Source organism: Micromonospora sp. MH99, assembly GCF_021442385.1.
Lineage (GTDB): Bacteria > Actinomycetota > Actinomycetes > Mycobacteriales > Micromonosporaceae > Micromonospora.
The window spans coordinates 35,299-62,113 of the sequence record NZ_MUZA01000021.1; the positions used below are offsets into that span (position 1 = coordinate 35,299).

Consider the following 26,815-nt stretch of genomic DNA (forward strand, 5'->3'; position numbering starts at 1 on the left):
GTGAGCCGGTTTTGCGAGCCCCGCAGTCGCGAACGGAAGGTGGTTCAGCGTGAGCGCGAGGAGTGAGCCGGTTTTGCGAGCCCCGCAGTCGCGAACGGAAGGTGGTTCAGCGTGAGCGCGAGGAGTGAGCTGGAGCTGGCCGGGCAGGTCATCGAGCTGGTTCGACGCCTCGGCGGGCCGGCCGCGCAGGCCGAGGCCGTGGTGACCCGGGCGGATCTGGCACTGACCCGGTTCGCCAACTCGGCCATCCATCAGAACGTCGCCGAGTCCACCGTCGGGGTCCGGCTGCGGGTGCACGTCGACGGGCGCACCGCCGCCGGCAGCGGCAGCGTGGTCACCACCGACGGGTTGGGTGCGCTGGTGGAGCGCACCTTGGCGGCGGCGCGGCTCTGCCCGCCCGACCCCGGCTGGCCGGGGCTGACCCCGCCGACGCCCGCGCCGGACGCCCCGCCCGTCGACGAGGCCACCGCCCACGCCGAGCCGGACCAGCGGGCCGACCGGGTCGGCGCGTTCGTGGCCGCCGCAGGTGGCCTCACCACCGCGGGCTACTGCCGCACCGCGCACCGCTCGTCGGCGTTCGCCAACTCGGCCGGGCACACCGCGTACGGTCGCTCGGCGGAGGCGGCGATGGACGGCATTGCCCGGCGCGACGGCGCGGACGGGGTGGCCCGACGCTGCGTCGACCGGCTGTCCGACCTCGACGGTACGGAGCTGGGCGCGCACGCCGCCGCGAAGGCGCAGGCGGCGGCCGATCCGGTCGAGCTGCCGCCGGGGCGCTACGAGGTGGTGTTCGAGCCGGCCGCCGTGGCGGACCTGCTGCAGAACCTGTCCTGGTTCGGCTTCAACGGCAAGCGGTACGCGGAGCGGCAGTCCTTCGCCGAGCCGGGCGCGGCCCAGTTCGACCGGCAGGTGACCCTGGTGGACGACCCGCTCGGCGCGTCGGGTCTGCCGTTCGACGCCGAGGGCACCGGCCGGCGGGCGGTGACCCTGGTCGAGGCGGGCACCACGCTGGCGGTCGCGCACGACCGCAGGACCGCCGCCGAGGCGGGCGCGCAGTCCACCGGGCACGCGATCGCGGGCGGCGCCACCTGGGGTCCGATGGCCCGCAACCTGCGGCTCTCTCCCGCGGCGGCGGGCCCGGCCAGCGCGGTGGGCCGGAGCACCACTGGCGCGGCGGCCGGCGCGGTGGTGGACACGGACACCGCGGCCCTGGTCGCCGGGGTGCGACGCGGGCTGCTGGTCACCGATCTGTGGTACACGCGGGTGCTCGACCCGAAGAGCCTCGTCGTCACCGGGTTGACCCGCAACGGGGTCTGGCTGATCGAGGACGGCACTGTCGTCCGGGCGGTCCGCGACCTGCGGTTCACCGAGTCGTACCCCCGGGCGCTGGGGCCGGGCGCGGTGCTCGGGCTGGGCTCGCGGGCGGTGCGTCAACCGGACCGGGTGGACGGCGCGTGGTGGGCGGCGCCGTCGGTGCGGCTCGCGTCCTGGCACTTCACCGGCGGCGCCTCCGGCTGACGTTCCCGACGACGCGCCGCACAACCCGCGCACTGAGGGCTTTTCCGCAGGCCAGACACACGGGACACTCCCTTGCGCGGACGGCCCGCAGAGATCGGCGTAACGTGTGTCACTTAGCTGCGTCGGTCGATCCGGCGTGGTCGTTGGTGTGCGCATGACGTGGCAGCGGGTGCGGGTTCGCCGGTCCGCGTGCCGACCGGAGAGAGACCAGCCCGCCCGTACGGGCCCGTCGAGGAGACGACTCGAATGACTTCAACGGCAACGAGGCCGCGGGGAGCGCGGGCGCGCGCCGCCATCGCGGCGAAGACGTTGCGTACCGACCGCTGGTGGTTCGCCCCGCTGATCACCGTGATCGGTCTCAGCGCCTGGGTGGCGTACGCGACGGTCCGGGTCTTCATGCACAAGTGGTACTGGGTGGACCAGTTCCACTACCTGACCCCGTTCTACTCCCCGTGCGTGACGGACCGGTGCGTCGAGCAAGCATCGCACTTCGGCCGGTTCCTGCCCGGCTGGTGGATCATCCCGGACGCGGCGCTGACCCTGCCGTTCCTGCTGCTGTTCCGGCTCACCTGCTACTACTACCGCAAGGCGTACTACCGGTCGTTCTGGCTGTCGCCGCCGGCCTGCGCCGTCCCGGACGGGCACAAGGAGTACGGCGGTGAGACCCGCTTCCCGCTGCTCGGCCAGAACCTGCACCGCTACTTCTTCTACGCCGCCGCGATCATCTCGCTGATCAACACGTGGGACGCGATCCTCGCCTTTCATTCGCCGAAGGGTTTCGGCTTCGGCCTGGGCAACCTCGTCCTGCTGCTCAACGTGGTGATGCTCTGGGCGTACACCATCTCCTGCCACTCCTGCCGGCACATCATCGGCGGGCGGCTCAAGCATTTCTCCAAGCACCCGGTGCGCTACCGGGCCTGGACCTTCGTCTCGGCGTTGAACGTCCGGCACATGCAGCTCGCCTGGATCACCCTCGGCACCCTCGCGCTTACCGACTTCTACGTGATGGCGCTCGCGGCCGGCTGGTTCAACGACCTGCGGTTCATCAACTAAAGGGCCCCTGACATGACCACTACCACTCGCATCGAACGACACCACTACGACGTCGTCGTTATCGGGGCCGGCGGCGCCGGTCTGCGCGCGGCCATCGAGGCCCGGCTCGCCGGCAAGAAGACCGCGATCATCTCGAAGTCGCTGTTCGGCAAGGCGCACACGGTGATGGCCGAGGGCGGCGCCGCCGCCGCGATGGGCAACGTGAACAGCCGGGACAGCTGGCAGGTACACTTCCGCGACACCATGCGCGGCGGCAAGTTCCTCAACAACTTCCGGATGGCCGAGCTGCACGCGAAGGAGTCGCCGCAGCGGATCTGGGAGCTGGAGACGTACGGCGCGCTCTTCGACCGCACCAAGGACGGCAAGATCTCCCAGCGCAATTTCGGCGGGCACGAGTACCCCCGACTGGCGCACGTGGGCGACCGGACGGGCCTGGAGCTGATCCGCACCCTCCAGCAGAAGATCGTCTCGCTCCAGCAGGAGGACAAGCGCGAGTTCGGCTCGTACGACGCCCGGATCCGGGTGTTCTCCGAGACGACAATCACCGAGCTGCTGCTCGACGGCGACCGGGTCGCGGGCGCCTTCGGCTACTACCGCGAGTCCGGCGAGTTCATCCTCTTCGAGGCGCCGGCCGTGGTGCTGGCCACCGGCGGTGTCGGACGCTCCTACAAGGTCACCTCGAACTCGTGGGAGTACACCGGGGACGGGCACGCGTTGGCACTGCGCGCCGGGGCGACCCTGATCAACATGGAGTTCCTCCAGTTCCACCCGACCGGCATGGTCTGGCCGCCCTCGGTGAAGGGCATCCTGGTCACCGAGTCGGTCCGTGGCGACGGCGGGGTCCTGAAGAACTCCGAGGGCAAGCGGTTCATGTTCGACTACGTCCCCGACGTCTTCCGCAAGCAGTACGCGGAGACCGAGGAGGAGGCGGACCGCTGGTACACCGACCCGGACAACAACCGCCGCCCGCCGGAGCTGCTGCCCCGCGACGAGGTGGCCCGCGCGATCAACAGTGAGGTCAAGGCCGGCCGGGGCTCCCCCGCGGGCGGTGTCTTCCTGGACATCGCGAGCCGGCGCTCGGCTGACGAGATCCGCCGCCGGCTGCCCTCGATGTACCACCAGTTCAAGGAGCTGGCCGACGTCGACATCACGGCCGAGCCGATGGAGGTCGGGCCGACCTGCCACTACGTGATGGGTGGCGTGGAGGTCGACCCGGACTCGGGTGCCGCCTTCGGCCACGTACGCGGTCTGTTCGCCGCCGGTGAGGTCTCCGGCGGCATGCACGGCTCCAACCGCCTCGGCGGCAACTCCCTGTCCGACCTGCTGGTGTTCGGCAAGCGGGCGGGCGGGCACGCGGCCAGCTACGCCGACGGGCTGTCCGCCCGGCCGAAGGTGGCCGTGGACGCGGTCGAGGCGGCCGTGGAGACCGCCCTGGCGCCGCTGCAACGGGACACCGGCGAGAGCCCGTACACCCTCCAGCAGGACCTCCAGGCGGTCATGGGGGATCTGGTCGGCATCATCCGGCGCGAGGGTGAGCTGGCCGACGCGCTGGTGCGACTGGCCGAGCTGCGCGAGCGGGTCGCCAAGGTGAGCGCCGCCGGCGGCCGGCGCTACAACCCGGGGTGGCACCTGGCCCTGGACCTGCGCAACATGCTGGTGGTCTCGGAGTGCACCGCGAAGGCGGCGCTGGAGCGGCAGGAGTCGCGCGGCGGGCACACCCGCGAGGACTATCCGGCGATGGAACCGAAGTGGCGGCAGGTCAACCTGGTCTGCTCGCTGGACGGCGACAGCGTACGGCTGACCCGCAAGCCGCTGCCGAAGATGCGGGCGGAGCTGATCGGCCTCTTCGACCGGGCCGAGCTGGCCAAGTACCTCACCGACGAGGAGCTCGCCGACTTCGACGCTTCCGTCGCCGACGCTGGAGAGGCGGACAACCGATGAGCGCGAAGCGTCAGTTCCGGATCTGGCGGGGCGACGAGACCGGCGGCGACCTGCAGGATTACATGGTCGAGGTCAATGAGGGCGAGGTCGTCCTCGACGTCATCCACCGCCTGCAGGCCACCGACGCGCCCGATCTGGCCTGCCGGTGGAACTGCAAGGCCGGCAAGTGCGGCTCCTGCTCGATGGAGATCAACGGCAAGCCGCGACTGGGCTGCATGACCCGAATGTCGACCTTCGGCGACGACGAGACCGTCACGGTCACGCCGCTGCGGACCTTCCCCGTCATCCGGGACCTGGTCACCGACGTCTCGTTCAACTACGAGAAGGCGCGGGAGACCCCGGCGTTCGCCCCTCCGGCGGACGTCGCCCCGGGTGACTACCGGATGCAGCAGGTCGACGTCGAGCGCTCGCAGGAGTTCCGCAAGTGCATCGAGTGCTTCCTGTGCCAGAACGTCTGCCACGTGATCCGCGACCACGAGGAGAACAAGCAGGCGTTCTCCGGCCCGCGGTACTTCATCCGGGCGGCCGAGCTGGACATGCACCCGCTGGATTCCCGGACCGACCGCAAGGAGTACGCGCAGGCCGAACAGGGCCTCGGTTTCTGCAACATCACCAAGTGCTGCACCGAGGTCTGCCCCGAGCACATCAAGATCACCGACAACGGGATCATCCCCATGAAGGAACGCGTCGTCGACCGCAGGTACGATCCCCTTGTGTGGCTTGGTAGCAAGATCTTCCGTCGGGGCGAGACGCCCCAGACCAGCGTGACCACCGCCCGTCAGGGCTCGGCGACGTCGTCGGGTGCGACCCGGGGCGGGTTGCACTCGCACGCGGGTGGCTCGCACGACCAGCGGGCCGAGGCGCAGGCGCAGGCCGGCGTCAACTGGGACCGGGAGGTGCCCCACCCGACCGCTCCGGCGGTCGACGACCGGGGCCGGCTGCCGCTGACCGAGCTCACCTTCGACCGAGCCGCCGCGCCGTCGCCGTTCGGCGACGACGTGAGCTTCCCGCTGCCTCCGGAGCACCTCAACTTCGCGCACCCGGATCAGGACGACAAGCACTGAGCAAGACCACCCGAACGGGGGCCCCGGCAATAGCCGGGGCCCCCGTCCCATTCCCCCCACCCCCGGCCGACCCCGTTGATCATGAAGTTATTGCCCTGGCGACCGGCGTGTCGCGGCAATAACTTCATGATCGACGAGTGCGGAGGCGGGGGCGCAGGGCGGCGACGATGGGTGCGTCGGCGGGAAGCCAGGTGACCTCGTCCAGCTCGTCGGCGGCCAGCCAGCGCAGCGCCTGGTGCTCCAGCGCCTGCGGCTCGTCGTCGTGCAGGAGGCTGGCCGCGTACACCTTGAGCACCGAGCGGCCGTGGGCCATCCGGACGTCGCGGCCGACCCGGTCGCCGATCTCCACGCGTACAGCCAGCTCCTCGGCGCACTCCCGGATCAACGCGTCGGTCTCGGCCTCGCCCGGCTCGACCTTCCCGCCGGGGAACTCCCACATTCCGGCCACCTCTGGTGGGGCGGAACGCGCACAGGCGAGCACCCGTCCGTCCCGGATGATCGCGGCTCCCACGATCACCTTCGGGTCCCGTCGTTCGGCCTGCCCGCCGCCATTAGCCCGTTCGGTCTGCACGGGCGTCCAGGGTGCCAGATCAATCGGCGGTTTGGGTACCGACGCCGTCCGCTAGGCCAATAGAACACGGAAGTGTGGGCGTGGACACCTTTACCGAGCGACGACAGACTAGAAGGCACCGACAAGACACGGGATGGCGACGATTTGGCCACAAGCCGGCAACGGCGCTTGGGGGGTGCGGTGATGCGCGTGCTGTTCAACAGCCGAGCCAAGCACGACTACCTGTCCGACGCGTTGACCTTGCTAACCGGTTGGACGCGGGAGGGTGAACAGATCCGGCGGACGCTCGTGATCGACGATACCCAACACGCGGCGCTGACTGAACGGGTCAAGGTCGTCGCCGACGCTCTGCACCTGCGTCCCGAGATCAGCCGCCGGTCCGACAGCACCCAGATCCGGGTCGGGCACGGCAACGACGAGCCGCTGACCGAGGGCGAGGTCCTGCTGGCCGCCCGCATCGAGGACGCGTACCGCGCGGTCACCGAGTCCTGAGATTCTTCTGAAAGTCTTGGGAAGACCTGAGGTTTTCCTGAAAGGCACTCGGGTACCAGTTCGACACGGGAGCCAACAAAGCCCTCGAAACGAGCGGGACCCCCAAATAGTGCTTTTCAGGAGCTGATATGACCACCCCCACGCAGAACCGCGCCAACGACCACGTCGAGCACGACGTCCGCCGCGTCAACCGCCGCGGCGACGAGACGAAGCCGTCCTGGAAGACCAGCGAGCTGGCGATCTACGTGCTCGCCGTCATCGGTGTGCTGATCGCCTCGAACGCCGTCGGCGACGGTGCCGCCAACGACGGTGGCGACTACTTCGCCGCCGACAAGGCCTGGTGGTACATCACCCTGCTCACCATCGGCTATCTGGTGAGCAGGGGCCTGGCCAAGGCCGGCAGCCGCAGCACGGACCACGACCCCCGCAGCGATCACTGACGTGCCGCCGGAGCCCCGCACCTGCCCGCTTCCACACGGGGAGGTGGGGGGCTTCCGCATGTCGCCAGGCACCTGGGGCTCACCGGTCGGCCACGGCGACGGCGAGTTCGTGGTCATCGCCAGCGCCGGCACGTTGGCACTGGTTTTCTAGCCTGGAACGCATGGCGAACATCGCGTACGACCGCAAAGAGCAGGTCCAGCAGATCGAGAGCGGCCTCCTCGACGGCGAGCAGATCATCGCCGTCTACGACGCCGTCGGCACCGGCACCGGGTTCATCGGGCTGACCGACCGCCGGGTGATCATCCAGGACCGTTCCTTCGTCGGGAAGCGGTTCGCGATCACCAGCATCCCGTACTCGAAGATCACCAGCGTGAGTGTGGTCAGCAACAAGTCCTGGGGCGGCTCGTTCTTCTCCACCGGAGCGATCGCCATCCACGTCGGCACGCACACCTACGAGGTCGAGTTCCGTGGTGCGCAGAAGAGCCACCACGTACACAACGTGATCCTGCACCACATCTCCTGACCCGAAGTCCCGCCACGGGCCCGGCCGGCGTAATTACCTTGCCGGGCCCGCCGCGCCTCTGGTGTCCTCGGTCGACAGTCACGCGCGAAGGGAGCAGCACCATGCCCGCTACGACGAAGTGCCTCCGACCCGACGTCAACCGCACCGAGGAATCGAGACTTCGTGAGCAGATCTGTTCCCCCGACCACGGCGCCGTCGCGCGCCACTGACACCGACCCCGGAGGCCGCTGATGTCGGTCTTCGACGATCCCGGCCTCTTCGGCCGGCTGTGGGCCGCCGACTACGACGGCCCCAGTAACCCCGACCCGATGCCGGCTGTGGACTTCCTGGCCGAGCTGGCCGATGGCGGACCGGTCCTCGAACTGGCGATCGGCACCGGCCGCGTCGCGCTGCCACTGGCCGAGCGTGGCCTCACCGTGCACGGCATCGAGGGGTCTGCGGAGATGCTGGCGCAGATGCGGGCCAAGCCCGGCGGCGACCAGATCCCCGCGGTCGTCGGCGACATGGCCGACGTGGCAGTGCAGGGCCCGTTCCGCCTTGCGTACCTGGTCTTCAACACCCTGTTCAACCTGGTGGACGCCGAGCGGCAGGCGGACTGTTTCCGCAACGTCGCCCGGGTGCTGTCGCCGGGCGGCGCGTTCGTCATCGAGACGTTCGTACCCGACCCGCGCAGCTTCGACGCCGACGAGCAGGTGCAGGTCCGCGAGGTGACCGAGGACTCCGCGACGATCCGACTGCACAGGTACGACCGGCCGGCGCAGCGGTTCATCCGGCAGACGATCACCTTCGACGGTGACGGTGTGCACCTGAAGCCGTTCGCCATGCGCTACGCCTGGCCGCACCAGATCGACGAGATGGCGCGGCAGGCCGGGCTCCGGCTCACCGAGCGGTACGCCGACTGGCACCGGCGGCCGTTCCAGGCCGACAGCCCGTCACACATCTCCGTCTACCGGACGGAGTAACGGCGGTTGGTCGACTCCGGTTCCGGGAATCCGGGGTATCGAGGTCCTTGATCCCCCGACGTCAAGGAGCCGGAGTCGATCTCCGCCCGCGGAAAGGGAGACGCCGCCATGAGCAGACGGGCCATCCAGGCAGTCCTGGCCCTGTCGGTCGTCCTGATGGCCACCGGCATCATCCTCAAGGTGGCCGGGGACGGCGGCGCCGACACCGCCGGCGCCTGGGCGGTGTCGCTCGCCTCGGTGGGTTCGATCGTGGCGGCTGTCGGCTCGTCCTTCCGGGCCTCCCGCGACGGCGACAGCCCAGACCGGAAGTCTGGCTGAGATCCGGCCACGTTCCGCTTCAAGCGGATTCTGCTGGCAGCAGTCCCCACTGGTCTGCGCGGGCCACCACGGGGTCAGCTGGCACCATGCCACTACACCTCGCCCGCCTCCTGCGCGCCTCGCCCTACCGGCCGGTGGTGAGTCACCCACTGCTCAGACGGATCCTGCCCGGCCTGGCCGTGTCCGCTCTCGGCGACGGCATGGCGGTGGTCGCGGTGACCTGGCTGGCCATCCAGCTCGCGCCGCAGGGCCAGCGCGGCCTGTGGATCGCGGTCGCGGTGGCCGCGTACACCCTGCCCAGCGCGGCCGGGACGGTCATCTTCGGTCGGTTGCTGCGCGGGCGCAGCGGTGCCCAGCTCGCCGGCTGGGACGCGATCCTGCGGGCCGCCGCGCTCGCGGCGATCCCGATCGCTCACCTCGCCGGCATGCTCACCATCGGGCTGTACCTCGTCCTGCTCGCGGCGTCCGCACTGCTGCACTCGTGGGGCTCTGCCGGACGGTTCACGCTGATCGCCGAGCTGCTGCCCCAGCGCCACCACCTGCCCGCCAACGCGGTGCTCACCACCATCTCCGGGTTCGCCACCATCGTCGGTCCTCCGCTGGCGGGCATCCTGATCGGCTGGGCGGGCCCGGTGTGGGTCATCGCCGTCGACGCCGCGACGTTCGCCGTGCTGGCGCTCACCTACCGCCTCGCCCTTCCCGCCACCGGGACGATCCATTCGTACGAGCGCGGCGCCTCACGTACCGCCGGCTTCGCGGTCATCCGCCGTCAGCCGGCGCTGCTGGGCCTGCTGGTGCTGAGCGTCGCGTTCTTCTTCCTCTTCGGCCCGGTGTACGTCGCCATGCCGCTGCACGTCACCGACGACCTGCACGCGTCCGCGACGCTGCTCGGCGCGTACTACACCGCCTTCGGCGCCGGTGGCCTCGTCGGCGGTGTGGTGGCCGGGCACCTTCGCCACTGGCCGCTACGGGCCACCACCATCGGCATCGTCATCGGGTTCGGCGTCGCCATGCTGCCCCTCGGCCTGGGCATGCCCATCGGCCTGTCCCTGCCGGCGTTCGCCCTGGCGGGCCTGATCTGGGCGCCGTACATGTCCACGTCGATGGCGTTGTTCCAGCGCAGCGCGTCCACCGAGCAGTTGCCCGCGGTGCTCGCCGCGAACGGCGCCGTCCTCGTGCTCGCGGTGCCGCTCGGCACGATGCTCGGCGGCCCGCTGGTCGGCGCCGTCGGCGCACGTCCGACGCTGCTGCTCTGCGCCGTGGCGATCGTCGTCCTCGGCCTGGTGGCCGCCGGGTTCAGCCTGGCACGGCGGGACGGGACGGGTTCGGGCGCCACTGAGGTCAGTGCCCGTCGCCGATCTGGACGTCGTCCGGCGCCGGCCGGCCGCGCCCCGTCTCCACCAGCTCCTTGAGACTCATCAGGAAGATCGCCCACTTGGTGCTGCACTCGTGCATGAGTTCGGTCGGCTCGCGCCAACCCGTGTGCGTGAAATCGACGATCGTGTACCTCCCACGCTGGTTGAAGCGCCAGTTCACCTCGGTGCCGATCCACTCGTCGGGGCCACCGGTGACCCGCCACCGTACCCGTCCGGCCGGGTCCAGCTCGATGATCTCCAGATCGAACCCGCCGTCGGCACCGAACCGGACGGCCAACTGCCCGCCGACCTCGTCCTTTCCGGTCGTGTCGATCGACCACCAGCCGGCGACGCCCTCGGAAGTCGCCACCGCTTGGTAGACATCGCCGAGCGGGGCGATGACGCCGACCTGATGCAGAATGTCCACCACTTCAGACTCCTTCGCCTCGATTACCTGCAACCTTTGGTTGCGTCACCGTACGACGACTGCCCACCGTCGTGCAACCTTTTGTTGCGCCTCACGATCCCGTCGTACCCGAGGCACACAATGCGGTGCATGTCTGAGTCAGCGCCGCAGCGGCACCACACCATCGACTACATCGAGTTCACCGTGACCGACCTCGCCGAGGCCAAGCGGTTCTACGCCGACGCGTTCGGCTGGCAGTTCACCGACTACGGGCCGGGGTACGCGGGCATCCGCAGCCCGCACGGTGACTCCGCACCGGAGGTGGGTGGCCTCCGCCTGGACGAGGAGGTGCGGGCGGGCGGCCCGCTGGTGCTGCTCTACTCAGGTGACCTGGACGGGTCCGTGCAGGCGGTGAAGGAGGCCGGGGGTCAGGTGGTCAACGGACCGTACGAGTTCCCCGGAGGCCGCCGGTTCCACTTCACCGACCCCAGCGGCAACGAGTTGGGCGTCTGGGCCGAGCAGTAGCGCGCCGGGCGGCTCGGGGCCGGCGACGGCGGAGTCTCGGTGGCCGACTGAGCCCGTCAGCGCCGGCGGGCGCGCAGCACGCCGGTCAGCATCGGCAGGTCGAACTCGCCCTCGGCGGTCTCCGGCCAGCTCCCGAGGAAGTCGCGGATCCGGCCGAGCGTGGCCGCCCGGTCCGGTTCCGGCATGACCAGCATCCCGGCCCGGGTCCCGAGTGTCGCGACGAGGGAATCGGCGGTACGGCGCTGCCCGTGCGGAAACTCGGTCTGCTCCGACGAACCGAACCGGGAGGCCAGGCCGGTGCTCGGAACGAGCATGGCAGCGGTCGCTGCGCGCCAACTGGTGAGCGTGTCGCGCGGGCCGATCGCCGCACTCCCGCTGACCCGTTCGAGCTCGGCGACCCAGTCGATCCGGTCGTCCATGATGTTCCACAGGCCCGCCAGCACGCCTCCGGGTGCGAGGACCCGGGCGATCTCCGGCCCCGCGACGGCCATGTCGAACCAGTGCAGGGCGTTGCCGGCCAGCACGGCGTCGACCGACGCGTCCGGCAACGGGATCGCCTCGGCGCTACCCGGCAGGGCACGAACGGCAGGCATCACACGGCGCAGCTCGGCGAGCATCGCCGGGTCGGGTTCGACAGCGACGACGTCCGCGCCAACGGCCACCAGCGTGTGGGCCAGCTTGCCGGTGCCGGCGCCGAGGTCGAGCACTCGCGGGCCGGGCGCGAACTCAAGCGCCCACCGCACCGCGGCCTGCGCGTAATCCGGGCGGTGCTCGGCGTACGCGGACGCCGCCGACCCGAACGACGAACTGAGCAACGTCCGCTCTCCCACCGAACACCGTCCCTCTGCCTGTCCACGCCGGACCCACATCCTCCCCCAATTTCAGGATGTCGGGGTGACCGAGCCGTCCGGATACCCCGGTTTCCAGGAATCCGAGTCGATCAGGCCCGCTGTGGACAACGGCCGCGGAAGGGACGGCCGGGTTCAGACGTTGAAGCGGAACCTCACCGGATTCCGCCGTCGAACAACATCACGCGATCCTCGGTCAGCGAATCCGCAGCCAGTCCGGGCACGCCGGAGAGGGGATCCGCAACGGTCCGTGCCGATCCCTGATGTACGTCGCATAGTCCCGGAAGTGCCGACGGCGCCCCAGGTAGTGCGGGTAGTGGTCGAAGTGCCACCGGCAGGCCTCGATGAACTCCGCGTGGTCGTCAAGCCAGAGGCGAGCACAGACACCTGCGAACTCGTTCAGGGCGACAAGCATCTCGGCGCACTGCCCAGACGTCGCGCCGTCCGGGCCGTAAAGCACGCCGGCCGGAAGCTCGTGAACCGCGTAATCGAGCCATTGGCGATCATGCCGGTAGCGCGCTTGGTCAATGTCAGCCGGGACAACGGAAAGGCTCCGCCTACCCTCCGTTGTCGCCATCCCGCACGGCAGCGCCACGACCATCGAACCGCCATCGACGCTCTCGATCTCCGCCTCGATCCAGAAACCGATCGGGAAAGACGAGTCAGCTCTGACGTCCAGCGTCGTGACGACGGGGACCTTCTCGATGACGCGGTGATCCTGCCCCAGGGCGTCGCGCACGGAGATCTCAACCCAGCCAGGAAAGTCGTCCGAGTGCCAGCGCGCGGCCGACGCCCTGAGCTTCACCATGGGGCGAAGCCTAGGCGACCGACGTTGACCCGGAATCAGACGTTGAAGCGGAACTCCACCACGTCGCCGTCCTGCATGACGTACTCCTTGCCCTCGATGCGGACCTTGCCCGCCGCCTTGGCCGCCGCCATCGATCCGTGCTCGACCAGGTCGTTGTAGGAGACCACCTCGGCCTTGATGAAGCCGCGCTGGAAGTCCGAGTGGATGACACCCGCGGCCTCCGGCGCGGTGGCGCCGACCGGGACGGTCCAGGCGCGCGCTTCCTTGGGGCCGGCCGTGAGGTACGTCTGGAGCCCGAGCGTGCGGAAGCCGACGCGGACGAGCTGGTTGAGGCCGGGCTCGTTCTGCCCGATCGACTCCAGCAGCTCGCGGGCCTCCTCCTCGGGCAGGTCCACCAGCTCAGATTCGATCTTGGCGTCCATGAAGACGGCCTCGGCGGGGGCGACCAGGGCGCGCAGTTCGTCGAGGAACGTCTCGTTGGCCAGCTCGGCCTCGTCGACGTTGAAGACGTACAGGAAGGGCTTGGTGGTGAGCAGGTGCAGCTCGCGCAGGTGCTCCAGCTCGATCTTGGCCGCGGCGGCCCCGGAGTAGAGCGTGGTGCCGCCGTCGAGCACCTCGATCGCGGCCTTCGCGGCGGCGACCGCGGCGAGGCGGTCCTTGCGGAGCTTGGCCTCCTTCTCCAACCGGGGCAGCGCCTTGTCCAGGGTCTGCAGGTCGGCGAGGATCAGCTCGGTGTTGATCGTCTCGATGTCGTCGGCCGGGGAGACCTTGCCGTCGACGTGCACCACGTTCGGGTCGGAGAAGGCCCGGACGACCTGGCAGATCGCCGAGGCGTCCCGGATGTTGGCCAGGAAGGCGTTGCCCCGGCCCTGCCCCTTCGACGCGCCGCGGACCAGCCCGGCGATGTCGACGAACGACACCGGGGCGGGGAGCACCTTCTGCGAGGAGAAGATCTCGGCCAGCTTGCCCAGCCGCTCGTCGGGCAGCCCGACCACGCCGACGTTGGGCTCGATGGTGGCGAACGGGTAGTTCGCCGCCAGCACGTCGTTCTTGGTCAACGCGTTGAAAAGCGTGCTCTTGCCGACGTTGGGCAGGCCGACGATGCCGATGGTGAGACTCACGACGGGCCAGCTTACGCCGGTGCCGGACGCGCCGGTCCAGGCGGCTCCGATTCCACGGGGTCGGACGCTGCGTCCCCTCGCGCATCGGCGGGTCCGGGCGCTGGTGTCCCGTTGCTACCCTCTCGATGTCGGGTGCGGCGTGAGGGGGCGTTGTGGACCAGGTGACCGAATTCGACAGGCTGTTCCAGCAGACCCGACAGGCACTGGCGTCGATGCGTTCGACCGGGCAGGCGCCCGATGACATGGAGGTCGAGCCGGCACGGGGCACCGGCTCCGCGGCGGGCGGTCAGGTCGAGGTCGTGGCGGTCGGCCAGCATGTCCAGTCGGTGACCGTGGATCCGCGCGCCCTTCGGATGGGCGCCGAGATGCTCGGCGAGCAGATCACCATGGCGGTCAACGCCGCGCTGGACGACCTGCGCCTCGCGGCCGGCGATGCCGGGGACGCGCCAGCTGTCGACCCGGTGGCGCTGGGCCAGCAGCTCGACGAGTTGCAGAACGAATCGGTGCGCAGCATGGCGGCGATGACCAATGCGCTCACCGACGCGGTGCGGCGCATCCAGCAGGCAGCGAGGTGATGTCATGCGCGAGGACCTTCAGGTGCACCCGCCCGCGCTGCGACAGGGCGGCGGCCACCTGACGACTGTGGCCGAGCAACTGGCCGCGCAGTGGGAGGCGCTGCGCGCGCGGACGGCCTCGATGGGCGACATCTTCGGGGACGACGACGTGGGCGGCCTGATTGGCATGTCGTACCAGGTGGCCGAGGAGATCGCGGCGGAGTGCCTCGGGTCGGTCGTGGACGGCCTGCGCGGCTTCGGTGCCGGGTTGGGCCTGATGGCCGACCAGTACGACTCGGTCGAGCAGGACAACGACGCCCAGTTCACGACGATGAGCTGGTAGGCGGGTCGATGGGGATCATGCTGCCCGGTGAGCTCGCCGGCCTGTTGAACGAGCTGGGTTACACCTGGCCCAAGTCGGACGAGACGAAGATGTTCGAGCTGGGTCAGATGTGGATGGAGATGGCCGACTCGCTGCACAACGCGGCGGCGGAGGGTACGGCGGCCGCGCAGCGGGTGCTGACCGGCAACCAGGGCGATGCGTTGACCGCGTTCCAGGAGCGCTGGGAGTCCGACGGTTCGGCGATGTCGGTGCTGCGGGACGGCGGCACCGGCGCACAGATGGTGGCGGCGACGCTCTTCGTGTGCGCGCTGATCGTCCTCGCCCTGAAGATCAACGTGATCGTCCAGCTGGTCATCCTGCTGGTGCAGATCATCCAGGCGATCGCGACTGCCGCTCCGACGTTCGGGGCCTCGCTGCTGGAGATCCCCGTCTTCAAGAAGCTCACCGACATCGTCCTGAACATGCTGATCGACCAGGCCGTCGGGGTGGTGCTGGGATGAGCGCTCCCCTGCCCGAGCTGTATATCGGCGTCGACGTGGAGGCGGACGGCCCGATCCCCGGGCCGTACAGCATGATCTCGTTGGGGATGGCCGTGGCCGGTCGCCCGGATCTGACGTTCTACACCGAGCTGCGGCCGATCTCCGACGAGTTCGTGCCGGCCGCGCTGGCCGTGTCGGGTCTGGACCGGGACCGTCTGCTCCGCGAGGCGCCCACCGCGGCGGAGGCGATGGCAGCGGCGGCGGCCTGGGTCAACGGGCTGCGCCGGATCGGCCGCCCGGTCTTCCTCGCCGCTCCCGCCGTCTGGGACGGCATGTTCGTGCACTGGTACTTCGTACGTTTCGTCGGCCACAGCCCGTTCGGCGCCACCGGTTCCGGCGTCGACCTGCGCAGCTACTGGATGGGGCTGACCGGCAGCGAGTGGGTCCAGACCCGCAAGGGCAAGATCAAGCACGAGCTGGGTCTGCACGACGTACCGCACACCCACCACGCCGGCGAGGACGCCGCCGAACTGGCGCAGGTCTTCGACGCCGTGCTGCGCCGCCGCCAGTCCGGCGGGCTGGAATGACCGGCCGTCGACGGGACCTGCCGGACGGCGCCACGACGGCCGCCCGGGGCATCGTGGCGCAGGCCGCCCGGAGCATGATGCGACGGGCCGACGACGTGGCGGGCGAGACGGCCCAGGCGGCGACCACCCGGGCCGCCCGGCAGATCCCGCAGGGGTTCACCGAACGGCAGTGGACCCGGTTCGCCCGGGGCGCCCGGCAGACCCAACGGCAGGCCGGGCTGCCCGACGGGGACCTGGTGGCTCACGGCAGCCGGGTGAAGGGCACCGCCCGCCCGGACTCCGACATCGACGTGGCGCTCATCGTCGACGACAAGACCTTCTTCGACCTGGCCGAACGCTCCCTGTCCCGGGCGCCGGACGGCACCCGGCTGCGCAAGACGATGCTGCGCCGGATCAACGAGAACGGTCAGCTCGCCAGCTTCGACCTGGGCACCGATTTCACCCACCTGCGCCGTGAACTCATGGACACGCACGTGCCGCACAAGGTGCAGTTCTCTGTGCTGCGCCGGGGCGGCAAGTTCGACAACGGCCCGTTCCTCCCGCTCGATTGAGCGGCTCCGCATCTGGCAAGGTGGCAGACGTGCAGACGACGTTGCAGTTCCTCATCATGGTCGACGGCCCGCTGACGGCGGCGGAGCTGCTCGACCTGATCCGCACCCGGCTGCCCGACGCGGTGCCCTACCGCCGGGACTCGGTGGACGTCCGGGGCAACCTGCTGGAGATCAACCCCAACGAGGACGCCGATCCGCGGCTCGCCGCCACCGACGAGGACGACTACCTCTACTTCCGGTGGCGGGTGGAGCTGACCCCGATGGACCGGTCAGTCGACGAGTCGCACCAGATCGCCCTCGCCCGGGAGCTGCTGCGATCGATCGAAGGGCCGCAGGTGCGGGCGACCGTGTGCGCCGCGTTCGAGGATCGGGTCTGACCGGCGCTCAACCGAGCAGGCGGGGCGCGATGACCGTCTCCCGCACGGTGCCGTCCGCGCCGCGGCTCACCTCGTACGCCGAGACGCTCTCGCGGTCGGCGACCGCCTCGACCAGCCGGGTCCCCCGGTAGACCAGGCCGACGCCGTCGTCGGTGCAGTGGCTGGTCGGCAACGTGCCGTCGCCGACCAGCTCGTGCATCAGCGGTCGACGCTGGCCCTCGCTGTCGTAGTGCACGCCGTTGCCGTACGGCAGCCAGCCCAACGCCTCGGTGAACCCGCGCAGGCGGGGGCCGAAGCTGTCGGTGGCGCCGCCCACGTGCCAGCAGATCGAGCCGGCCGAGACGCCGGCCAGCACCACGCCGGCCTGCCAGCACTCGTGCAGGATCTCGTCGAGCCCGTGCACCCGCCAGACCGCGACGAGGTTGGCCACGCTGCCGCCGTCGACCCAGATCACGTCCTGGGCGAGCAGGTGAGCGCGGACGTCGTCGACGTTGGGCATCGGAAAGAGGGCAAGGTGCGACAGTCGGAACCGGGTGTCGGCGAACGCGCCGTAGACGGCGGCCAGCGTGGTGGGCTGATCGCCGACGGCCTGCCCGAGGTAGCAGATGCGCGGCTGCGGACCGGCCTCGGCCAGCTCCGCCGCCAGCTCGAAGACGGGGCTGGGACGCATGTCGTACGGCCCGCGGCCGCCCCGGAAGAAGCCCATGCTGGTGGCGATGATGGTCGGCTCGCTGGCGGGCATCGGACATCCTTCCGTCGGGGCGGTACCGCCTCATCCTGCCGCAGCCACGGGGCGGCCGGTCACGCCCCCAGGTGTCGGCCGCTGCGCTGGCGGGGCACCTCGACCTCGGGCCAGTCGTCCGCGGGCGGCCGGTCGGCCGGGGGCAGTTGCGCCGCGGCGGCACGAGGCAGGGTGAACCGGTCGGCGGCGGCCGGGCCGGCCGAGAACGACTCGCGCAGCATCCAGCGCACCTCGTCGGCAGTCCAGCCCAACCCGGCCCGCGCGGCGATCTCGCGCACCAACCGCCGACCGACGCGGGTGTCGTCGTCGTAGAAGCGCATGCACCAGTGGTGGGTCCACATCCCGAGTGCGCGCACGCCCGCGTCGTCGAGCGAGCCGACCAACCGGCCGCAGGCGGTGTCGGCGAAGGCCTGCTCGGGGTCGGCCGCCCGGTCCCGTTCGATGGCGCCGACGGCGGCCGGCGCGACGGCCCGCATCCGGCGGTAGAAGGACTGCGCCACCGCACGGGGCAGCGGCGGGAACGCGCCAGGTGTCGACGCCGCCGCCCAACCCGCCACGCTCGTCATGTCCCCCATCCCCTTCTTCAGTTGGTGGCCGGACGGTACACGTCACGACCGACACTTCCGGTCGGAAAACACTCAGGATCGTGGATAGCGACGATGGCCTGGGGCGTCTGTATCTGTGACAACGAAACGGGGGTGGTGGGTGGACGAGGACGAACGCGCTCGGCTGGCCGAGTTCGTCGGCAGCCGGACACCGGCGCTGATGCGGGTCGCGTACCTGCTGACCGGGGACCGCAACGCCGCCGAGGACCTGTTCCAGTCGGCGTTGGCGCGGACCATCCCGAAGTGGGAGACCATCCGGCACGCCGATCCCGAGGGATATCTCCGCGTGGTGATGTACCGCGAGCAGCTCAGCTGGTGGCGGCGACTTCGCCGACGGCGGGAGACACCGCTTCACCCGGCCGACGAGCCGGTCGGCGCCGATCCGAGCGGTGGCTCCGACGTACGGCTGGCGATGCGTGCCGCGCTGCGCCAGCTGCCACCGGCACAGCGGACGGTGGTGGTCCTGCGCTACTACGAGGACCTGCCCGAAGCCCGGGTCGCCGAGCTGCTGGGCTGTTCGGTGGGCACCGTCCGCAGTCGTACGCACCGGGCGGTCCAGCGGCTGCGCGAGCTGCTGCCGGAGATCGAGTTGCTGGAGGTACGGCGATGATCGATCCCCTCGAGAGCCTCATCCGATCCACCCTCACCGACCTGGCCGAGGAGGCACCGATCGTGCATGACCAGTTGAACCGAGCGGAACGGCGGGTTCGCAACAGACGCCGCGCCACGGTGACGATGGGGGCGGTGGGCACGCTCGCGGCGATCCTGATCGCGGCTCCGATCGCTTTGGCGGCCAGCGGCTCGGACGGGCCTCCGCCGGCCGTGCCGAGCCCAGCGGGCCCGGCGGCCGTACCCGACCCGTCCAACGCGCCACCCGGCGTGCCGAGCCGGCCCAACCCACCGGCTACGGGACCGTTGCCGGCGATCTCGAACGAGCCGGGACCCCCCGGCGTGCCGGGCAGGCCGGACCAGCCCGCCCCACCGGGTGTCCCGGGTCAGCCGGGCCAGCCGGGGCCGAACACGGGTGGCGCTCCGGGGGTTCCGGCTCCGCCGACCTCCCCGACGATCAAGCCGTCCCCGTCCGGGCCGATCGCGGTGCCCAGCCCCGCGAGGTGATCGGGTCCGGTCCGACCGAGGTGATCTCCACGCCTCGGTCGGACCGGCCCGAGCGCCCTCGCCGGCGGAGATTCCGGTCACTACGACCGGACACTTGTCACCGCCGGGCGCTGATTGCCCACTTACCAATGGTTGGTGGCCGGCCCGAGGTTTGCCAACGCCGACGCCACCGCCCCACTCTTGGGCCATGACCGACCACGACTGCCGCGCGGTCCAGGGCCAGCGATGACCACCGCCATGGCCCGGGTGCCCGACTCCCTGCGGGGGCAGATCGTCACGCCGGGCGACCGCCGGTACGCGCAGCTGCGCTCGACGTACACGACGACAGCCTCGCCGGCCGCCGTCCTGCTGCCCAAGACCACCGCGCAGGTGATCGACGCGATCCGGTACGCGCGGGAGCAGCGACTGCCGATCGCGGTGCGCAGCGGCGGGCACGGCCTGTCCGGAGCCTCCTCCAACAACGGCGGCGTGGTGATCGACCTGTCCATGCTCAACCGGGTGCGCGTGCTCGACGAACGGGCCGGGCTGGTCCGGGTGGAGGCCGGTGCCCGCTGGGCGAACGTCGCGACGGCGCTCGCCCCGTACGGCCTGGTGGTCAGCTCGGGCGACTACGGCGGTGTCGGCGTCGGCGGGCTGGCCACGGGCGGCGGTGTCGGCTGGCTGGTACGCGCCCACGGCCTCACCATCGACCGCGTTCGCGCGGTGGAGGTCGTGCTCGCGGACGGAACGCTGGTACGCGCCGACGCTGAGCACGAACCGGAGCTGTTCTGGCTGGTCCGGGGTGCCGGCGCGGGGGCCGGTGTCGTGGTGGCGTTCGAGATCGAGGCCGCCGAGCAGCGCAACGTCGGCGTGGCGCAGCTGGTCGTCGAGGCGCACCCGGACGGCCGTACCGTGCGCGAGTGGGCGAGCTGTCTGGCGCAGGCCCCTCGGGAGCTGTCCGCCGCCGCCGTGCTGTTCGCCGACGGGCGCTCGACGCTCATGTCCGTCACCGCGGTGGTGGCCGCGGAGAGCCTGCGTCGGGTCCGGCCCGTCGTGGAGCCGCTGCTGGCCATCGGGAAGGTGCTCGAACACCGCAGCGACCTGCTGCCCTACCCGACGCTGGTGCCTACCGCGCACCTGCACCCGAACGTCGGGCAGCAACGGGGTACGACCACCAACGGCCTGTTCACCGAGCTGGACGCGGGCGCGGCGCGAGCGGTCACGCGGGCGACCACCGCTCCGGGCCGGGCGGTCATCCAACTGCGCTCGGTCGGCGGGGCAGTCAACGACGTCGCCGCCGACGCGACGGCCTACCCGCACCGGCACCAGAACACCCTGGTCATCGCCTCGACGTTCCCACCGCAGGGCGGCGCGGCGTTGGACGCCGCCTGGCGGCCCGTCGGCGCGCGGGCCGACGGCGAGTACCTCAACTTCGAGAGCCGACCGGACCCGGCCGCGTTCGCCCGGATCTACCCGGGCGAGACCGGCGCCCGGGTGCGCCGGCTGTGGAAGCGGTACGACCCGGACGGCGTGTTCCGCTCACCCCTGCTCACCGGCCAGGCCACCCGGTCGGGGCAGTCGAACCGGTCCGGCCAACCCGCCCGCTCCGGGCAGCGGTCCGGGCAGCCGCACCGCCGCCGCCGCTGAGGGCACCGGTCAGCCGCGCACACCCAGGTCCGATTCCCGCCAGCCGAGGGCCCGACCAGCGGGGCACCATGGGTGACGTGGAGATGGACTTCGAGCGGTGCTACCGGGCGGTGGACAGCCGTGACCAGCGATTCGACGGCTGGTTCTACACCGGCGTGACGTCGACCGGGATCTACTGCCGGCCGTCCTGCCCGGCGACCACCCCCAAGCGGCAGAACGTCCGGTTCTTTCCGTCGGCAGCCGCCGCGCAGGGCGCCGGGTTGCGCGCCTGCCGCCGCTGCCGGCCGGACGCCGCACCCGGCTCACCCCAGTGGGACGTCCGCGCCGACGTGGTCGGTCGGGCGATGCGTCTGATCGCCGACGGGGTGGTCGACCGGGACGGTGTGCCGGGGCTGGCCGCCCGTCTGGGCTACACCGAACGGCACCTGCACCGGATGTTGCGCGCCGAGATGGGTGCCGGGCCGCTCGCGCTGGCCCGGGCCCAGCGGGCGCAGACCGCCCGGATCCTGATCGAGACGACCGGCCTCGGCATGGCCGAGATCGCGTTCGCCGCCGGCTTCGGCAGCGTGCGGCAGTTCAACGACACGGTCCGCGAGGTTTTCGCGAGCGCGCCGTCCGAACTGCGGACGGCCCGCGGTCGGCACCTGGCGGCGGTCGGGGCGGGAACCATCACGCTCCGGCTGGCGTACCGTCCGCCGCTGCACGCCCGGGCGCTGCTGGACTTCCTCGCGGTACGCGCGGTGCCCGGGGTGGAGGAGGTTCGCGACGGGACGTACCACCGGGGGTTGCGGTTGCCGCACGGCCCCGGCCAGGTGGCGCTGACCCCGGCGGACGGGCACGTGGCGGCGACGCTGCGCCTGGCCGACCTGCGCGACCTCGCGCCGGCGGTGGCCCGCTGCCGACGCCTGCTCGACCTGGACGCGGACCCGGTCGCGGTCGACGCCACGCTCGCGGCGGACCCGGCGCTGGCCCCGGTGGTGGCCGCCGAGCCCGGCATCCGCGTCCCCCGCGCGGTCGACGGTTTCGAGATGGCCGTCCGCGCGATCATCGGCCAGCAGGTCTCGGTCACCTCGGCGAGAACAACCCTCGCCCGCCTCCTGGCCGCCCGTGTTGATCATGAAGCTTCCGACGACGCCGTGTCGCGACAACAACATCATGATCAACGGACCGACCTGCGGGGTTTCCTCAGCCCTGAGGAGGTTCTGGCACTGCCGGACGGCGCGTTCGGGATGCCTCTTCGGCGGCGGGAGACCATTCGGGGGCTCGCCCTCGCCGTGGCGGACGGAACGGTGGACCTGGCGCCGGGTGGTGACCGGGAGGAGACCGTACGGCGGCTGCTCGCGCTGCCCGGCATCGGCCCGTGGACCGCCAGGTACCTCGCCATGCGCGCCCTCGGCGACCCGGACGTCCTCCTCGACACCGACCTCGCGATCCGCCGCGGCGCAGCAGCGCTCGGCCTGCCCGACACGACCCTCACGGCGCACGCCGAACGCTGGCGCCCCTGGCGGTCCTACGCCACGATCAGACTCTGGAGAGCGGCATGAGCATCGACAGCACCGTGCTGACCACCCCGACCGGCCCGCTGAGCATCCTCGCCGGCGCCGACGGCGAGGTCCTGGCGGCCGGTTTCACCCCCGACCCGGCGGCGCTGCTGTCCCTGATCCACCCGACCCTGCGGGCGCCGCTGCGGCAACGCGCCGACCTCGGGCCGGCGACCGTGGCCGTCCGGTCCTACCTGGACGGCGACCTCACCGCCATCGACTCGGTGCCGGTACGGCAGCACACCGGCGGCGAGTTCATGGCGCACGCCTGGCAGGTGCTGCGGGAGGTTCCGCCGGGCACCCCGGTGACCTACACCGGGTACGCGGCGCTGGCCGGCCGGCCACCGGCGGTGCGCGCCGCTGCGGCGGCCTGCGCCCGCAACGCGGCGGCGCTCTTCGTACCCTGCCACCGGGTGCTGCGCACCGACGGCACGCTCGGCGGCTACCGCTGGGGGCTCGACGTGAAGAAGTGGCTTCTCGGTCACGAGCGGCGGGTGACGGCAAGCTGACAGGAGCATCGACACCTATTGACGCTACCGTCGGGTAGTGCCTGTGGAGAGCGACGGCGACCGGGCCGCCCCGGTCGCCGCGGGCCACCACCCCGTGCACAACCTCTGGCGGCTGCGCCGCTACCTGCGCCCGTACGCCGCCGAGTTCGCCTGGCTGCTGGTCGCGGGCCTCGCCGGCACGGCCGCCGGGATCGCCGTACCGCTCGTGGTGCAGCGGGTGGTGGACGGGCCGGTGGCCCGGCACGAGCCCGCCGGTCTGCTCCAGCTCGGCGGGCTGGCGTTGTTGCTCGGCGTGGTCGAGGCGGTGCTCATCTTCATCAGGCGGTGGGTGCAGTCCTCCTCGGCGGTGGGCATGGAGGCGGCGCTGCGCGCCGACGTCTACGCGCACCTGCAACGGCTCCCGGCCAGCTTCCACGACCGCTGGCAGTCCGGCCAACTGCTCTCCCGGATCACCAGCGACCTGTCGGTGATCCGCCGGTTCCTCTCGTTCGGTGTCTTCTTCCTGGTGCTCAACCTGACCACCTACGTGGTGGTGGTGCTGCTGCTGATCCACCTGCACGCGGCGCTCGGGCTGCTGGTCGCCGCCAGCGCGGTGCCACTGCTGCTGATCACCCGTCGCTTCGGCAGGCACTACCACACCGCGTCCCGCCGGATGCAGGACCAGCAGGGCGACGTGGCGACCCTGGTCGAGGAGACCGCGCAGGGTCTGCGCACCATGAAGGCGTACGGCCGGGGGCCCGAGCTGGCGGCCCGCTTCGCCGCCGGGACCCGGACGCTGCACGACACAGGCGTGGGCAAGGGCCGGCTGCTGGCGAACACCGCGGCCCTGCTCGACCTGGTGCCCAACGTGACCCTGGGCGTGGTGCTGGTGGCCGGGGCCGCCGCCGCCGCGCGGGGCGTGCTCACCATCGGCGAGCTGGTGGCCTTCGCCAGCCTCCAACTGATGCTCATCTGGCCGGTGCAGTCGCTGGGCTGGATCATCGCCAACGGTCAGGAGGCGGCGACCGCCGCGGACCGCATCCAGGAGGTGCTGGACACTCCGCCGCAGATCGTGGACGCTCCGGACGCGCGCACGCTGGCCCGCGACGCCGTCCACGGCCGACTCCGCTTCGAACGGGTCGACTTCCGCTACCCGGGCGCCACCACCGCCGTACTGCACGGGATCGACCTGACCATCGAGCCGGGCGAGACGGTGGCCCTGGTCGGGGCGACCGGTTGCGGCAAGAGCACGCTGCTCTCCCTGGTGCCCCGGCTGCACGAGGTGACCGGCGGCCGGATCACCCTGGACGGGCACGACCTGCGTGAGCTGCGGCTCGCCTCGCTGCGCCGACTGGTCGGGGTGGCGTTCGAGGAGCCCACGCTCTTTTCCATGTCGGTGTGGGAGAACCTCACCCTGGGCCGTCCGGACGCCGACGCCGACGAGGTCCGGGCGGCCCTCGCGCTGGCCCAGGCCGATTTCGCGTACGACCTGCCGTGGGGTCTGGCCACCCGGGTGGGTGAGCAGGGGCTGTCCCTCTCCGGCGGGCAGCGGCAACGGTTGGCGTTGGCGCGGGCCGTCCTCGGCCGACCGGCGCTGCTGGTGCTCGACGACCCCCTGTCCGCCCTCGACGTGCACACCGAGGCGCTGGTGGAGGCGGCGCTACGGCAGGTCCTGCGGGCCAGCACCGCGCTCCTGGTGGTGCACCGGCCGTCGACCATCGCGCTGGCCGACCGCGTCGCCCTGCTCGACGGTGGACGGATAACCGCGATCGGTCGGCACTCGGAACTGCTGGCCGGCGTGCCCGCCTACCGGGCGTTGCTCGCCGCCGAACCGCCGCCCACGCAGACGGCCACCGGCCCGGAACCGGGGCGTACCGGGCCGGGCGGGCCGGGCGCGTCCACCCCGGACGGTTGGGGGCTGGTGCGCTCGTGAACTCCCCCCAGCAGGTCGACCCGCCTCCCGCCGAGGAGCCGGAGCTGACCCGCTGGCGGGGGACGGCCACCGACCCGGAGGCCGACCGGAGCCGGGCCGAGGAGACCACACCGGAGGCGGTGGCCCGGCTGCGCCGGCACAGCCGGGCCCTGCTGGCCGACCTGCTCCGCCCGCACCGGGGGCGGCTCACCGCGGCGGTCGGCCTGCTGCTGGCGCAGAACGCGGCCGCGATGGCCGGTCCCTACCTGGTCATGGTCGGCATCGACCGGGCCATCGCGCCGCTGCGCGCCGGGAACGCGGCCCCGCTGGCCGCCGTCGCCGGCGCGTTCGCCGCCGCCGCCGTGACCGAGTACGCGGCCCGCCGCGGCTTCCTCACCCTCTCCGCCCGGATCGGCCAGGCGGTCCTCCTCGACCTGCGACAGCGGGTGTTCGGGCACTTCCTGCGACTGTCGGTGGGCTTTCACGAGCGGTACACGTCGGGCCGGATGGTGTCCCGACTCACCAGCGACCTGGACTCGATCGCCGAACTGGTCGACGGCGGGATCGACAGCCTGGTGCTGGCCGCGCTGTCGATCCTGTCGGTGGCCGCCATCCTGCTCTGGCTGGACCTGCCGCTGGCCGCGGTGACGCTGTTCGCGTTCCCGTTCCTCTTCTACCTCTCCCGCTGGTTCGCGCGGGCCTCGGCCGGCGCGTACCGGCGGACCCGGGAGGCCGTGGCCCTGGTCATCGTGCACTTCGTCGAGTCGATGCGGGGCATCCGCGCGGTGCAGACGTTCCGCCGGGAGCCCCGCAACCAGCGGATCTTCGTGGCGCTCGGGGACGACTACCGGCGCACGAGCCTGCACGCGTTCCGGCTGATCGCCACGTACTCGCCGGCGATCAAGCTGATCGGCAACGTCACGGTCGCGGTCGTGCTCTGCTACGGCGGATGGCGGGTGCTCGGCGGTCGGACCGAGGTCGGAGTGCTCGCCGCGTTCCTGCTCTACCTGCGCCGCTTCTTCGAGCCGATGCAGGAGCTGAGCCAGTTCTACAACTCGTTGCAGTCGGCGACGGCGGCGCTGGAGAAGCTGGCCGGGGTGCTCGACGAGCGGCCGACCGTGGCCGAACCCGCCCGGCCGGTGCCGCTGCCGACCGGCCCCGGTCACGGCGCGCTGACCTTCCGGGGCGTCTCCTTCGGCTACCGCGCCGGCACGCCCATCCTCGCCGGGCTGGACCTGACCGTGCCGGCCGGGCAGACGGTGGCGCTGATCGGGCCGACCGGCGCGGGCAAGTCGACGATCGCCAAGCTGGTCGCCCGGTTCCACGACCCGGACGCCGGCGCGGTACTGCTGGACGGGATCGACCTGCGCGAGGTGGCCGACGCCGACCTGCGCCGCGCGGTCGTGCTGGTGACCCAGGAGAACCACCTCTTCAGCGGCACCGTGGCGGAGAACATCCGGTTCGGCCGGCCGGACGCCGACGACGCCGCCGTGCGGGCCGCCGCCGAGGCGATCGGCGCGCACGACTTCATCGCCGCGCTCCCCGACGGGTACGCCACGCAGGTGCACCGGCGCGGCGGCCGGCTCTCCGCCGGGCAGCGGCAACTTGTCGCGTTCGCCCGGGCGTTCCTGGCCGACCCGACAGTGCTGATCCTCGACGAGGCGACGTCGTCACTTGACGTGCCGACCGAACGGCTCGTGCAGCGGGCGCTCGGCACCATCCTGCGGGACCGGACCGCGCTGGTGATCGCACACCGGCTCTCCACTGTGGAGACGGCCGACCGGGTGCTGGTCATCGACGGCGGGCAGGTCGTCGAGGACGGCCCACCCACGGTGCTGGTCGCCACCGACGGCCGCTACGCGGCCCTGCACCGGCAGTGGCGCGACTCGCTGGTCTAGCTGCCCGCATCCCGTCGGTGGCCGCTCGGCTTCCACAGCCCACTGTCTTG

General features: G+C 71.5%; 30 protein-coding genes. 23 read left to right on the forward strand and 7 right to left on the reverse strand.

Annotated features, from left to right (window positions below):
* Nucleotides 1-111: 111 nt before the first annotated feature.
* The 4 genes from B0E54_RS13880 (at nt 112) to B0E54_RS13895 (ending at nt 5,576) form a co-directional block, all read left to right on the forward strand.
* The gene (locus tag B0E54_RS13880) at nt 112-1,518 is read left to right on the forward strand and encodes a TldD/PmbA family protein (protein WP_374109269.1); all 1,407 of its coding nucleotides are present in this window, start codon (nt 112-114) and stop codon (nt 1,516-1,518) included.
* Between the two features lie 246 nt (nt 1,519-1,764).
* Entirely contained in the window at nt 1,765-2,571 is an 807-nt protein-coding gene (locus B0E54_RS13885) for a hypothetical protein (protein ID WP_234583842.1), read from the forward strand.
* 12 nt (nt 2,572-2,583) lie between these two features.
* Entirely contained in the window at nt 2,584-4,512 is a 1,929-nt protein-coding gene (locus B0E54_RS13890) for a fumarate reductase/succinate dehydrogenase flavoprotein subunit (RefSeq protein ID WP_234583843.1), read from the forward strand.
* On the forward strand, nt 4,509-5,576 hold the full coding sequence (locus tag B0E54_RS13895) for a succinate dehydrogenase/fumarate reductase iron-sulfur subunit (RefSeq protein ID WP_234583844.1): 1,068 nt from the start codon (nt 4,509-4,511) through the stop codon (nt 5,574-5,576). Before B0E54_RS13890 ends, B0E54_RS13895 begins: the two co-directional genes overlap by 4 nt.
* Before the next feature lie 124 nt (nt 5,577-5,700).
* Here B0E54_RS13895 and B0E54_RS13900 read toward each other — a convergent pair whose 3' ends face one another.
* Nucleotides 5,701-6,147 (reverse strand): (deoxy)nucleoside triphosphate pyrophosphohydrolase, encoded by a 447-nt coding sequence (locus B0E54_RS13900; RefSeq protein ID WP_234583845.1) that lies wholly within the window; start codon nt 6,145-6,147, stop codon nt 5,701-5,703.
* 183 nt (nt 6,148-6,330) lie between these two features.
* Here B0E54_RS13900 and B0E54_RS13905 point away from each other — a divergent pair, with 183 nt between their 5' ends.
* The 6 genes from B0E54_RS13905 (at nt 6,331) to B0E54_RS13930 (ending at nt 10,295) form a co-directional block, all read left to right on the forward strand.
* Nucleotides 6,331-6,639, forward strand: coding sequence for a 4a-hydroxytetrahydrobiopterin dehydratase (locus B0E54_RS13905; RefSeq protein WP_007464924.1), 309 nt, complete (start codon nt 6,331-6,333; stop codon nt 6,637-6,639).
* 128 nt (nt 6,640-6,767) lie between these two features.
* Nucleotides 6,768-7,079 carry a hypothetical protein gene (locus tag B0E54_RS13910; protein WP_234583847.1) on the forward strand — a complete coding sequence of 104 codons (312 nt, stop codon included), beginning with the start codon at nt 6,768-6,770 and terminating at the stop codon, nt 7,077-7,079.
* A 161-nt stretch (nt 7,080-7,240) separates the two neighbouring features.
* Entirely contained in the window at nt 7,241-7,603 is a 363-nt protein-coding gene (locus B0E54_RS13915; protein ID WP_203147864.1) for a PH domain-containing protein, read from the forward strand.
* A gap of 230 nt (nt 7,604-7,833) precedes the next feature.
* Nucleotides 7,834-8,565 (forward strand): class I SAM-dependent methyltransferase, encoded by a 732-nt coding sequence (locus B0E54_RS13920; protein WP_234583849.1) that lies wholly within the window; start codon nt 7,834-7,836, stop codon nt 8,563-8,565.
* Nucleotides 8,566-8,673: 108 nt separating this feature from the next.
* Nucleotides 8,674-8,883, forward strand: coding sequence for a hypothetical protein (locus B0E54_RS13925; protein WP_234583850.1), 210 nt, complete (start codon nt 8,674-8,676; stop codon nt 8,881-8,883).
* Nucleotides 8,884-8,969: 86 nt separating this feature from the next.
* Entirely contained in the window at nt 8,970-10,295 is a 1,326-nt protein-coding gene (locus B0E54_RS13930; RefSeq protein WP_234583852.1) for an MFS transporter, read from the forward strand.
* On the opposite strand, the gene B0E54_RS13935 is transcribed toward B0E54_RS13930, so the two are convergent.
* Nucleotides 10,225-10,665, reverse strand: coding sequence for an SRPBCC domain-containing protein (locus B0E54_RS13935; protein ID WP_234583853.1), 441 nt, complete (start codon nt 10,663-10,665; stop codon nt 10,225-10,227). The two genes, B0E54_RS13930 and B0E54_RS13935, sit on opposite strands and share 71 nt — an antisense overlap.
* A 129-nt stretch (nt 10,666-10,794) precedes the next feature.
* Here B0E54_RS13935 and B0E54_RS13940 point away from each other — a divergent pair, with 129 nt between their 5' ends.
* Nucleotides 10,795-11,169 carry a VOC family protein gene (locus tag B0E54_RS13940; protein WP_234583854.1) on the forward strand — a complete coding sequence of 125 codons (375 nt, stop codon included), beginning with the start codon at nt 10,795-10,797 and terminating at the stop codon, nt 11,167-11,169.
* 56 nt (nt 11,170-11,225) lie between these two features.
* Here the strand turns inward: B0E54_RS13940 and B0E54_RS13945 are convergent, their stop codons facing one another.
* The 3 genes from B0E54_RS13945 to ychF all read right to left on the reverse strand — a co-directional run bounded on the left by B0E54_RS13945 (nt 11,226) and on the right by ychF (nt 13,946).
* A complete protein-coding gene (locus tag B0E54_RS13945; RefSeq protein ID WP_234583855.1) occupies nt 11,226-11,999 on the reverse strand; it encodes a class I SAM-dependent methyltransferase in 774 nt (257 codons plus the stop codon).
* Nucleotides 12,000-12,213: 214 nt separating this feature from the next.
* Nucleotides 12,214-12,825 (reverse strand): hypothetical protein, encoded by a 612-nt coding sequence (locus B0E54_RS13950; RefSeq protein ID WP_234583857.1) that lies wholly within the window; start codon nt 12,823-12,825, stop codon nt 12,214-12,216.
* Between the two features lie 35 nt (nt 12,826-12,860).
* On the reverse strand, nt 12,861-13,946 hold the full coding sequence (gene ychF / locus B0E54_RS13955) for a redox-regulated ATPase YchF (protein WP_234583858.1): 1,086 nt from the start codon (nt 13,944-13,946) through the stop codon (nt 12,861-12,863).
* 152 nt (nt 13,947-14,098) lie between these two features.
* On the opposite strand from ychF, the gene B0E54_RS13960 reads away from it, so the two are divergent.
* From B0E54_RS13960 to B0E54_RS13985, 6 genes are read left to right on the forward strand one after another with little or no spacing between them, the layout of a single operon-like run.
* Entirely contained in the window at nt 14,099-14,521 is a 423-nt protein-coding gene (locus tag B0E54_RS13960) for a YbaB/EbfC family nucleoid-associated protein (RefSeq protein ID WP_234583860.1), read from the forward strand.
* A 4-nt stretch (nt 14,522-14,525) separates the two neighbouring features.
* Entirely contained in the window at nt 14,526-14,843 is a 318-nt protein-coding gene (locus B0E54_RS13965; protein ID WP_234583862.1) for a hypothetical protein, read from the forward strand.
* Nucleotides 14,844-14,851: 8 nt separating this feature from the next.
* Nucleotides 14,852-15,343 carry a hypothetical protein gene (locus tag B0E54_RS13970; RefSeq protein WP_234583863.1) on the forward strand — a complete coding sequence of 164 codons (492 nt, stop codon included), beginning with the start codon at nt 14,852-14,854 and terminating at the stop codon, nt 15,341-15,343.
* Nucleotides 15,340-15,909 carry an exonuclease gene (locus B0E54_RS13975; protein ID WP_234583864.1) on the forward strand — a complete coding sequence of 190 codons (570 nt, stop codon included), beginning with the start codon at nt 15,340-15,342 and terminating at the stop codon, nt 15,907-15,909. Before B0E54_RS13970 ends, B0E54_RS13975 begins: the two co-directional genes overlap by 4 nt.
* Complete coding sequence (locus B0E54_RS13980) at nt 15,906-16,460, forward strand: nucleotidyltransferase domain-containing protein (protein ID WP_234583866.1); 555 nt, start codon at nt 15,906-15,908, stop codon at nt 16,458-16,460. The genes B0E54_RS13975 and B0E54_RS13980 overlap by 4 nt, the downstream gene beginning before the upstream one ends.
* Nucleotides 16,461-16,489: 29 nt before the next feature.
* On the forward strand, nt 16,490-16,837 hold the full coding sequence (locus B0E54_RS13985) for a hypothetical protein (RefSeq protein ID WP_234583867.1): 348 nt from the start codon (nt 16,490-16,492) through the stop codon (nt 16,835-16,837).
* A gap of 7 nt (nt 16,838-16,844) precedes the next feature.
* On the opposite strand, the gene B0E54_RS13990 is transcribed toward B0E54_RS13985, so the two are convergent.
* Entirely contained in the window at nt 16,845-17,579 is a 735-nt protein-coding gene (locus B0E54_RS13990) for a peptidase E (RefSeq protein WP_234583868.1), read from the reverse strand.
* Between the two features lie 59 nt (nt 17,580-17,638).
* Nucleotides 17,639-18,145: a hypothetical protein gene (locus B0E54_RS13995; RefSeq protein ID WP_234583869.1), complete on the reverse strand. Its 507-nt coding sequence runs from the start codon at nt 18,143-18,145 to the stop codon at nt 17,639-17,641.
* A gap of 139 nt (nt 18,146-18,284) precedes the next feature.
* Between B0E54_RS13995 and B0E54_RS14000 the strand changes: the two genes are divergently transcribed.
* The 6 genes from B0E54_RS14000 to B0E54_RS14025 all read left to right on the forward strand — a co-directional run bounded on the left by B0E54_RS14000 (nt 18,285) and on the right by B0E54_RS14025 (nt 26,765).
* Complete coding sequence (locus B0E54_RS14000) at nt 18,285-18,794, forward strand: SigE family RNA polymerase sigma factor (RefSeq protein WP_234583870.1); 510 nt, start codon at nt 18,285-18,287, stop codon at nt 18,792-18,794.
* Nucleotides 18,795-19,525: 731 nt separating this feature from the next.
* Complete coding sequence (locus B0E54_RS14005) at nt 19,526-20,926, forward strand: FAD-dependent oxidoreductase (protein ID WP_234583871.1); 1,401 nt, start codon at nt 19,526-19,528, stop codon at nt 20,924-20,926.
* Nucleotides 20,927-21,003: 77 nt separating this feature from the next.
* The gene (locus B0E54_RS14010; RefSeq protein ID WP_234583910.1) at nt 21,004-22,470 is read left to right on the forward strand and encodes an AlkA N-terminal domain-containing protein; all 1,467 of its coding nucleotides are present in this window, start codon (nt 21,004-21,006) and stop codon (nt 22,468-22,470) included.
* A complete protein-coding gene (locus tag B0E54_RS14015; RefSeq protein WP_234583872.1) occupies nt 22,467-22,976 on the forward strand; it encodes a methylated-DNA--[protein]-cysteine S-methyltransferase in 510 nt (169 codons plus the stop codon). The genes B0E54_RS14010 and B0E54_RS14015 overlap by 4 nt, the downstream gene beginning before the upstream one ends.
* Before the next feature lie 37 nt (nt 22,977-23,013).
* A complete protein-coding gene (locus B0E54_RS14020; protein ID WP_234583873.1) occupies nt 23,014-24,888 on the forward strand; it encodes an ABC transporter ATP-binding protein in 1,875 nt (624 codons plus the stop codon).
* Nucleotides 24,885-26,765: an ABC transporter ATP-binding protein gene (locus tag B0E54_RS14025; RefSeq protein WP_234583874.1), complete on the forward strand. Its 1,881-nt coding sequence runs from the start codon at nt 24,885-24,887 to the stop codon at nt 26,763-26,765. The genes B0E54_RS14020 and B0E54_RS14025 overlap by 4 nt, the downstream gene beginning before the upstream one ends.
* Nucleotides 26,766-26,815: the final 50 nt, after the last annotated feature.